The sequence below is a fragment of the Saccharibacillus kuerlensis DSM 22868 genome (assembly GCF_000378145.1).
In the GTDB taxonomy this organism is placed as follows: Bacteria; Bacillota; Bacilli; order Paenibacillales; family Paenibacillaceae; genus Saccharibacillus; species Saccharibacillus kuerlensis.
Map to the genome: position 1 here is coordinate 1 of NZ_KB899322.1, position 5,897 is coordinate 5,897.

The window sequence follows — 5,897 nt, forward strand, 5'->3', positions numbered from 1 at the left end:
TAGGGCGTGTACGCAAACCTATTTAAGCCAGATTCGAATCGAAATCAAAGCCAAAAAAGCCTTGAACATGCTCGCTGTCTTGTCGTAACGAGTGGCCAGGCGTCGGTAGTTTTTCATTTTGTTGAAAAAGCATTCGACCAGATGACGTTCTTTATATACCGTACGGTCATAGACGTGCTGCACTCGGCGATTCTTCTTGCTGGGAATTACAGCGACTGCATTTTGTTCCCTTAAAAGAGTTCGAATCGCATCGGTATCGTAAGCTCGATCGGCTAAAACCTCACGGTTTGACAGGTCGAACTGAGATAGCATTTCGTATCCTTTGACCGAGTCATGAGCTTGTCCAGGCGTCAGTTCGAACTTGAGCGGATTGCCCAGCGCATCGACGACTGCATGGATTTTGGTTGTCAATCCGCCTCTTGATCTTCCGATCGCTTGCTTGTGCTGCCCCCTTTTGCGCCTGTTCCATGCTGGTGAACGCGCACAATCGTCGTATCGAGCATCATTTGTTCGAAGTCCGGTTCAATCGCGACATGTTCCAAGATTTTGTCCCACGTTCCCGATTTCTGCAATCGCCAAAAGAAACTATAAGCCGAAGACCAAGGCCCATAATAATCCGGTAAATCTCGCCAAGCTGCTCCGGTACGAGCGACCCAAAGAACGGCATTCAGTCGGTGTCTTCGGTCTTTAGGTGGACGTCCTCCCTGAGTTTTTCGAGTCGGTGGCAAGAAAGATTCGATGGCATTCCATTCCTCATCGGTTAAATCGTATCGTCGTCTCATATCTTTAATTTAACAGATTTGATCATATTCTTGAAGTTTGCGTACAGGCCCTAGCATAGAAGCACAGCTTCCTCTGCCTATTCGGTTGAGGAAGCTGTGCTTTTTCATTATGATTTGTGATACACACCAACTAATTCGTAATCAAGGGGCGAAGCTGCATGAGCTTTGAATACCGGATAGCTGCTGACCGGCCGATTCCCGAGGTGGAGCTTGAAGGCCTACAGTGTATAACCGTAAAAGATGCAGTGGAAATGGGAGTGCCGAGCGGCATTATTCCCTGGGAAGAAATGAACGAGAATGCCGCAGTTGTCTACACAGCCGATCCTAAAGCCGTAGGATCTTTCTCGATTATAAGTACTCCGGAAGCTACAAACTGGATGCAAAAACACACAGCTCTTGAACACATATATCGGCTTGAAATTTCAGGAGATGTGTTGGCAGCGGATTTCGCAAAAGACTTATTTGCTTACATAACGACTTTAGACGAAGAAACGGAATTTGAAATCTGGCATTTATGGACGGGTTACAATTTCGAGGATGAGCCTATCTATCGTCAAACGCTGCTGCGTCCCGAATTAAAACTTTCGGATTTTGAACGAACGCATCATGAAAACTATTGTTTACGCATACTTAAGCTTTCCGATACCTCGTGAGTTCATTCTCATCGTCCACTTTTTTCTGTTGATTTAGTTGAATATTAACAAAATATCACGGCACGACTGCCTTTTCGGGTAATAATGAGAAAGAAAGCAAAGGGTACTGCAGAAGGAGTTCACAGTGAAGGAGTCGGATATTATGACAAACGAACAGAAAAAAGCCGGCGCAGTCGCCGTAGCAGATCAGACCGAAGAATGGAGAAAAGCGCTGAATGAGCTCTATGCGGAATTCCGCAAACGCAGCCGAGCCGCTCTGAAAAATTATGACGTGGAAGATGTTCACCAAGCCAGAGTAAGCGCACGTAAGCTGTTGACACTGCTTCCTGTGCTGGATCCGGAAGACAAGACAGGGTTGTACCGGCCGATCAAGCAGGCGCAGAAGCGTTTCGGGCGAGTACGGGACGCGGACGTGTTGATTGGCGAATTCAAAGACCTGCGGAAAGAAGCGAAGCAGGCGGACAGAACCGAAGAAGCGCAGCTGTTCAAACGAATGGCGAAGTTGGAAAAAGAAGAGCGGCGGACCCAGCGTGAAAAACTGAGCCGCAAACTGCCGAAGATCGTAAACGGCAAGTTGGATCGCAAATGGAAAGCTTTTTTGAAAGAAGATCTGCCTGAACTTGCTGGCCAGGCCAATATCCAAAGCGGCCTGCGTGAACTGAAGGATGATTACCGGAAACGTCGTCATTTCTATCAAGTGACAGCGGACCGTGAAGGTGTATACAGCGACGAAGCGCTTGATGCTCTGCATCAGGTCCGTATTGCGGCGAAGCGCTGCCGGTATACGGCAGAAGCGGCCGAATTCGCAATCGATGCCAAACAGGCCGAAGAAGCGGAACATTTCAAAATGATCCAGAAGCAGCTCGGGGACGTGAATGATCGGCATGTACGCATTCAAATTGCCGATGAATACGGGCCTGAGGCGCTGGGAGCGGATGAAGAGAGCTGGAATCGCTTCCGGAATCGGCTGGATGGACAGCTGCGCGAAGCGATGGCGGAAGTAGGCGAATTGTAAAAAGAAACGGCTCCCGAGAGGGAGCCGTTTCCTTGAAGAGGAGAGTCTGCTGCGTTTATTGGAATGACTGATCAGTCTTCATCCATAATGCAGTTCTCACACCTTGTATCCACTCATTCATCCTTTACTCGGCCGGCTGCTCCGAGCTGTCCAGGTTTTCTGGTATCGGCGCCGGTCGTTCAGGCTGGTTTCTCAAGAACTCTATCGTATCATAGAGCATAACGGCGGCTTCGGCGCGGGTGATTTCGGCTTTCGGGTCAAATTCGCCATCTGAATCAAGTTGTACGATACCTCTTGAGAGCGCGCGTTGGATCGAACCCTGGTATTGAATACTTATCTCGTCTTCATCGGCGATCGGTTGGGGCTTGATATTGATCAGCGGCAGATTTCCGACTTTTTCCGCTGCCTGCATCAGGTAATGCGTATACGTTTCTTTGGTCATCGGTGCTGAAGGATCAATCGACTTCGGAATATCCAAGTCATTGAAATGCGCGTTCAGGAATGCTTCGGCATACCAGGCATCGTCGTCCACTGCCGGGAACAGATCGTTGGCAGTCGGTACCTTTCCAGCCTCAAACGTAACAGCAGCAAGACTGAGCTGCAGACCGCCTGCAATCAGCTGAATGCCCTGCGCATTAGTCAGCACTGACTGCGGTTTGAAGGATGAAGCGCTTACTCCTTTGACCAGACCTTCGCTTTTGAGTGAATTAATTTTACTCTGTTCGGCTACGCCGCTGAGGTCACTGAAGCCCGCTTCTGCTGCAAACAGCTGGCCGCTGAGAGACAGAGACAGTACCGACATGGAAAATACGGAAGTTATGCGTTTCCTGTTCATTTTCGTTCCTCCTTTTCAATTGTATTTCTTACTCTTTCAGACGATCCTTTAATTGGAAAAGTTGCACAGCTCTGTTCTGTTCATCATCTCAGCGAAAAGCCGTTCTTTCGAAAAAGAACAGCTTTTCATGTCGAGAAAGCCTAATTTAAAACGATGCGAATCGGCGTAGGAAGGAGTCTGATCTAACGAATGATATTCAACTGATCATCGAACCCGGACGATTATGTTTTTCGGTGCTTTAACGAACCCTGTTATCGCTATTCGCCATTCTTCAGCCTTTTTTGAAATGTAACGAATCCTCATTACTTTATTTGCCGAAAATACTCTATTTGTGGCCAATTCGACTCAAATAGTGTGATTACGATTCGTTAGAATTCATATAAGCTGTTTGGAGAATGAATAGCGTGATGAGGGTTCGTTAGAATTCCTATAGATATAGATATAGATATAGATATAGATATAGATATAGACGTAGATGTATAGATGCAGCGGCTTTATTAATAACTAAAAAGCGTGCTCCTTATAGGAGCACGCTTAATAATATAAAACGAAGTATCATGATGTCGTTACTTCAGCAGTTTTTTCATCATCTCAAGCTTTTCCTCGCCGTGTGGAGGGAACAACATTGTCGTCCCGCTTTCGGCCGAAGCTTTTTTCAAGATGCTCTTCTGATGCGAGAAAGTACGCAGGGTGTGTACGCCGTGATAAGCGCCCATACCTGAAGCTCCTGTACCGCCAAACGGCAGATTCGGATTCATCGCATGCAGCAGCGTATCGTTGATGCAGCCGCCGCCGAACGGAACTTTCTCCAGTACACGCTCCTGCACTTCTTCGTCGGTCGTGAACAGGTACAGTGAGAGCGGACGTGGATGCGAGTTGATCTGACGAATCGCATCATTCAGATCGCTGTAAGTCAGCACCGGCAGAATCGGTCCGAAGATTTCCTCCTGCATGCTGGCCGCATCCCAGGAATCAATATCCAGCAGCGTAGGTTCGATGAATTTGGTTACACGGTCGCCCGTGCCGCCGAATACGATCTTATCCTTGTCTTTCTCCAAGATCGCAGTCAAACGGTCGAAATGCTCATGAGTAACGATCCGGCCAAAGTCTGGGCTGCTCCACATATCGTCACCAAGGAATTCGCGGATGGCGTTTTTCATGGCGATCAGGAGCTGCATTTTCTTGCTTTCATGTACGAGCACGTAGTCCGGTGCAATGCAGGTCTGGCCGGCATTGACCAGCTTGCCCCATACAATTCGTTTGGCCGCCATACGGATATCGGCCTGTTTGTCGACGATCGCAGGGCTCTTGCCGCCAAGTTCCAGTGTAACCGGAATGAGCTGCTTGGCTGCCGCTTCCGCAACGATTCGGCCGACTTCCGTACTGCCAGTGAAGAAGATGTAGTCGAACGGCGAGTTGATCAGCGCGTTAACCGTATCTTTGCCTCCGTTCAATACGCGAACATAATGGTCTTCGAATACGTCTCCAAGCAGCTGTTTCACAATAGCGGAAACGTTCGGCGTGCTGTCAGACATTTTGACCACTGCACAGTTGCCTGCGGCGATCGCACCAACCAGCGGTTCCATCACGAGCTGGAACGGATAATTGAACGGTCCGATGATGAGAACGGTACCGTGAGGTTCATTGATGACGAAGCTGCTTGCACCCGCAAGCATAGTAGGTGTCGCCACACGCTGCGGCTTGGACCAACGATAGAGCTCTTTGCTGATTTCCGTAATGGTATTCAGAACAAAGCCGATTTCGGTCGCGTACGACTCGAATGCAGGTTTGCCAAGATCCGCTTGAAGAGCTTCGATAAGCGCAGGCTCGTAGCGCAGAATCGCCGCTTTCAGTTTCTCCAGTCGGCGCATCCGGAATTTATAGCCGCGCGTGCGGTCGGTGTCGTAGAAAGCGCGATGCTCTTCGAGCATCTGCGAGACTTCTTCTTTATTCCATTCTTTTGCAAACGTGTCCTTTGCGATCATACGTATTGACCTCCTCGGGGATGAAATGCGAAAACCAGAATTCACCATATATCCATTCTCTCAAAAATATAGGGCTTCTAAAGGCCCAAAGTCAAACTTGCAGCGGTCGGCCCCTCATGGGAAGCGGGGAGACCGGACCGAACGGCCGCGCAAAAATCTAAGGATAAAGGCGTGTTGGCCTCGTTCGACTGGGGAGCTTCCGGTTTTTTGATAACTCCTGCCTAATAACTGTATTACCCAATTTCACACGACTTTCGCTCATTAAATCTAATCCTTTCTGCAATTACTTCTCCGGCTTGGTTTTCTTTTCGATCTGCATATGAAAAAGACTCCGGTTCCCGCCAGTTCAGCGAAAACCGAAGTCTCTATCCAACATAATTTTAACGATTGTTGCGATTGTTGCGATTGTTGCGATTGTTGCGATTGTTGCGATTGTTGCGATTGTTGCGATTGTTGCGATTGTTGCAAGAACGGTTGGCCGTTACATAACGACGGAAGGCAGTCTTACGCCGTCTGCCTCGTCACGGATATCGCCGACGATTTCTTCCAAGATGTCTTCCATCGTCACAAGCCCGATTGTGCGGCCGGACGTATCGGCTACAGAAGCAATATGAACACGATTCTGCT

The 5,897-nt window shown here is 48.6% G+C and carries 5 protein-coding genes and 1 pseudogene; 2 read left to right on the plus strand and 4 right to left on the minus strand.

The window, feature by feature from the left end; all coding sequences use genetic code 11:
* Positions 1-18: 18 nt before the first annotated feature.
* A protein-coding gene (locus tag F456_RS25155) for an IS5 family transposase (RefSeq protein WP_425314159.1) occupies positions 19-782 on the minus strand; the annotation gives its coding sequence in 2 pieces (ribosomal slippage) (positions 19-443 and positions 443-782; 765 coding nt in all).
* Positions 783-940: 158 nt separating this feature from the next.
* Between F456_RS25155 and F456_RS0121265 the strand changes: the two genes are divergently transcribed.
* Positions 941-1,435 (plus strand): hypothetical protein, encoded by a 495-nt coding sequence (locus F456_RS0121265; protein ID WP_018979038.1) that lies wholly within the window; start codon positions 941-943, stop codon positions 1,433-1,435.
* A 142-nt stretch (positions 1,436-1,577) separates the two neighbouring features.
* Positions 1,578-2,450, plus strand: coding sequence for a CHAD domain-containing protein (locus F456_RS0121270; protein WP_018979039.1), 873 nt, complete (start codon positions 1,578-1,580; stop codon positions 2,448-2,450).
* A gap of 124 nt (positions 2,451-2,574) precedes the next feature.
* Here the strand turns inward: F456_RS0121270 and F456_RS0121275 are convergent, their stop codons facing one another.
* The 3 genes and pseudogenes from F456_RS0121275 to F456_RS24975 form a co-directional block, all read right to left on the minus strand.
* A complete protein-coding gene (locus F456_RS0121275; protein WP_018979040.1) occupies positions 2,575-3,285 on the minus strand; it encodes an S-layer homology domain-containing protein in 711 nt (236 codons plus the stop codon).
* 566 nt (positions 3,286-3,851) lie between these two features.
* A complete protein-coding gene (locus F456_RS0121280; RefSeq protein ID WP_018979041.1) occupies positions 3,852-5,270 on the minus strand; it encodes an aldehyde dehydrogenase in 1,419 nt (472 codons plus the stop codon).
* 481 nt (positions 5,271-5,751) lie between these two features.
* Positions 5,752-5,897, minus strand: a pseudogene (locus F456_RS24975) (transporter associated domain protein); the annotation flags it as partial.

Bases quoted from the DNA above. Each gene is read 5' to 3' on its own strand.
- F456_RS0121265 (WP_018979038.1), top strand. From the start codon at position 941: ATGAGCTTTGAATACCGGATAGCTGCTGACCGGCCGATTCCCGAGGTG.
- F456_RS0121270 (WP_018979039.1), top strand. From the start codon at position 1,578: ATGACAAACGAACAGAAAAAAGCCGGCGCAGTCGCCGTAGCAGATCAG.
- F456_RS0121275 (WP_018979040.1), bottom strand. From the start codon at position 3,285: ATGAACAGGAAACGCATAACTTCCGTATTTTCCATGTCGGTACTGTCT.
- F456_RS0121280 (WP_018979041.1), bottom strand. From the start codon at position 5,270: ATGATCGCAAAGGACACGTTTGCAAAAGAATGGAATAAAGAAGAAGTC.